Origin of the sequence: Bacillus sp. 105MF (assembly GCF_000374885.1) — a bacterium.
Lineage (GTDB): Bacteria > Bacillota > Bacilli > Bacillales > Bacillaceae_G > Bacillus_A > Bacillus_A pseudomycoides.
In genome coordinates, this window is record NZ_KB895610.1 from 18,553 (window position 1) to 21,743 (window position 3,191).

The 3,191-nt window shown below is 36.6% G+C and carries 1 protein-coding gene and 3 pseudogenes; all 4 read left to right on the forward strand.

The annotated features are described in order from the left end of the window. Positions 1–90: pseudogene (locus C564_RS35715) on the forward strand (GNAT family N-acetyltransferase); the annotation flags it as partial. 243 nt (positions 91–333) lie between these two features. Next, positions 334–687: pseudogene (locus C564_RS33920) on the forward strand (YunG family protein). A gap of 760 nt (positions 688–1,447) precedes the next feature. Beyond that, the gene (locus tag C564_RS0128630) at positions 1,448–1,951 is read left to right on the forward strand and encodes a GNAT family N-acetyltransferase (RefSeq protein ID WP_018767792.1); all 504 of its coding nucleotides are present in this window, start codon (positions 1,448–1,450) and stop codon (positions 1,949–1,951) included. Positions 1,952–2,108: 157 nt separating this feature from the next. Next, positions 2,109–3,157 (forward strand): annotated as a pseudogene (locus C564_RS33925) (IS4 family transposase); the annotation flags it as partial. Between the last annotated feature and the right edge of the window lie 34 nt (positions 3,158–3,191).

Below are 3,191 nucleotides of genomic sequence, written 5' to 3' on the forward strand. Positions count from 1 at the left end.
GACTATCAAGAATCCGGCAAAATACCGGGGTATGCAATTTCTCCGAATGGTGAATTAGATGCAACGGTTATTTATTATAAATTTATTTAGTTTTTTATTTGAAAAGAGAATTACCTTCACCAAGAATCAAAGTAAATATTTATGAATTAAGAAAAGAAATTAGCTACATTCTGTAAATGATGACTAGGAGGAGCCGTGTGCGTTAATAGTGCAAGCACGGTTCTGTGAGGGGGGAGTACAATTTACGGCAAGGTAGAAAGGCTCCCTTCTACTCGACTTGCTTAATTATAATTAAAATTATAATAAATTAATTTATTATAGAGAGGGATTTGTATGGAGAATAATACGTTACAAATAGAACAAATAATGAATGCTTTGTCTAAATCGTGGTCTTTAGAATCAAGTTCAAAATGGAGTAAGGATAATCCTGCAAAGGGACAATGTGGTGTAACCACATTAGTAGTAAATGATATATTAGGTGGGGAAATAAAGAAAACTAAACTACCTGATGGATGGCATTTTTATAATATTATTAATGGGAAACGATACGATTTAACAGCTTCTCAATTTGGAGAAGACATCTTATAAATGGATATTCCTTCAAATAGGGAAGAAGCATATAAAGATACTAATGAAAAACAGTATAATTATTTAAAACAAACCGTTGTTATTCAACTAAACGAGTAATTTAGTTGAATAACATAGCAAAAAGTGATCAAACTTTATTTTAAACCTACATTAAAATGACTCAAAAACTCTTAGCGTGGTTATTTTCCAAAATGCTGACGATACCTCATGTCCATCAACTTAAGAAAACAAGTTACCCCCAAAACGATAAAAACAAACTTCGGTGCTATAAAAACACAAAATTTCCATTTAGGGGGTACTTTAAAATCTTAGCTTAATGGGTATGGGGTCACTATATCAAAAAAAGAAAATTGTACGTTTAGACACATTTTAGACACAAATCAACCTATTCTCTTTACGTTAAGGAAAAGATGTTATTAAGATAAGATAAATAAAAAAAGTGTAGATAGGGGTAGCACCACATCACCATCAAGCTAAGAAAAGCAAATACCCCAAAACGAGAGAATTGACCTCCCGAGGTGAACTGTATAATTTTTTTTGTTAGGGGGCGTTATAAAAAAGAAATACCCTTTCCTATAATCGATGTTGCATGAGCTTAACTTGACGGCAATGTAGATTTAAAATAAAGTTTGATAATTTATAATAAAGATTGATACTTAGTAAAAGAGTTTGATAAAAAGGTCTATTTTGTAGGGAAATTGCTTATGCATAAAATAATACTAATTTTTTGAATACAGTAGCTATAAACTCTCTCGAGATTTGGAAAATAGATTCGCGAATCAACCAGGTTTCCAACCTGATGTGGTGATGAGCTGCGAAGCTATTATGAGTGCAGTGACATAATTAGGAGGTTTCCACTATGACAACTTTATTTAAGCCTATGGCGTTCCATCTGAAAACTGAACGACTTGACCTGAGTATGTGGGAGGAATCCGATTCAGCCTGGTTTAGAAAATTAATTGGCGAACGTGGTGTGGACATGCCAACCCTTGACTCCGTTCGTAGCTATCTTATTGAGATGCGCAAGAAAGCGGCTGAAAATGGCATTTCTCTTCTCACTATCCGTAGGCGAGACGAAGGCGATTTCATCGGATACTGTGGCTTGATTATCGGCCGTTCCACCCTTGAAGAGCCTGAGATCGCATACGAGTTGTTCCGCAGTGTTCATGGTAAAGGATATGCGACCGAGGCAGCATCCGTTGTGCTGGACGCTGCGATTGCTACCGGGCGTCACAGACTTTGGTCGACTGTGGGCGCTTGGAATGTTGCGTCCCTTCGAGTTCTGGAAAAAATAGGATTTAATCGACATCACAGTACGTGGGACGAGCGCGGTGAGATTGTTTGGAACGTACGCGATTTTTAGAGATCCCGACCTAATTCGAAACTATGGAAAAGGAGAAAAGGTCATTAGTTTAGGGGAGAATCCACATCGCTATCAACCAAATAAAAAAAAATACCCCCTAAAATAAAAAAATACGCTATTCTTTCTGTAGACTCATAGGAAAGGATGGCGTTTTTGTATGTCTATTTCTGTATCTGATGAATTACAACTATTTGCTCAAGAAATTCAAAGCTTTTTATCCCCAAATATCTTACGAACTCTTGCTAGAGATGTTGGTTTTGTGCAACGAACCAGTAAGTACCAAGCAAAAGATTTAGTCGCTTTATGTGTATGGATGAACCAAAATGTCGCTACGACGTCTTTAACGCAGTTATCTAGCTGTTTAGAGGCATCAACAGAAGTACTTATCAGTCCTGAAGGACTGAATCAACGATTTAACCAAGCAGCTGTCCAATTTTTAAAACATATACTAGCTGAACTACTAAACCAAAAATTAGCCTCATCTATACCGATTTCTTCTCCCCATACTTCTGTTTTCAAGCGTATTCGTATTTTAGATTCAACTGCATTTCAACTCCCAGATTCCTTTTCATTCGTTTATCCAGGCGCAGGAGGATGCAGCCATACAGCGGGGGTGAAAATTCAGCTTGAATATGACCTGCTAAGTGGACAATTCCTTCATATTCATACAGGTCCAGGTAAACAACATGATCGAACCTACGGTTCCCTGTGTGCCCCAACTGTAACATCGAATGATTTATGTATCCGAGATTTAGGTTATTTTCATTTGAGAGATCTTCAACATATACAAGATAAAAAGGCTTATTATATCTCACGTATCAAATCGAATACACGTATTTATCAAAAAAATCCTAAACCTGATTATTTTCAAGATGGCAGAATCAAGAAAGGTACAGAGTATATCCAGATAGATATGGAGGTTTTAATGAACTCTCTTCAGCCAGGACAAACATGCGAAATATCCAACGCTTATGTAGGAATGACTGATAAAGTCCCAACTCGTGTGATTGTTCATCGACTAACAAAAGAACAACAAAAAAACGATTACAAGATCAAACTGTAAGAGAAAAAAAGAAAGGAATGAAGTATTCTTCTCGTAGTAAACGACTTAGCGGTATCAATGTATATATGACAAATACCCCTATAGATGTTGTCCCGATGGGACAAGTACATGATTGGTATTCTTTACGTTGGCAAATCGGCGTGTCCAGATAAGGACACATTATCTAGTTGGTGAAAG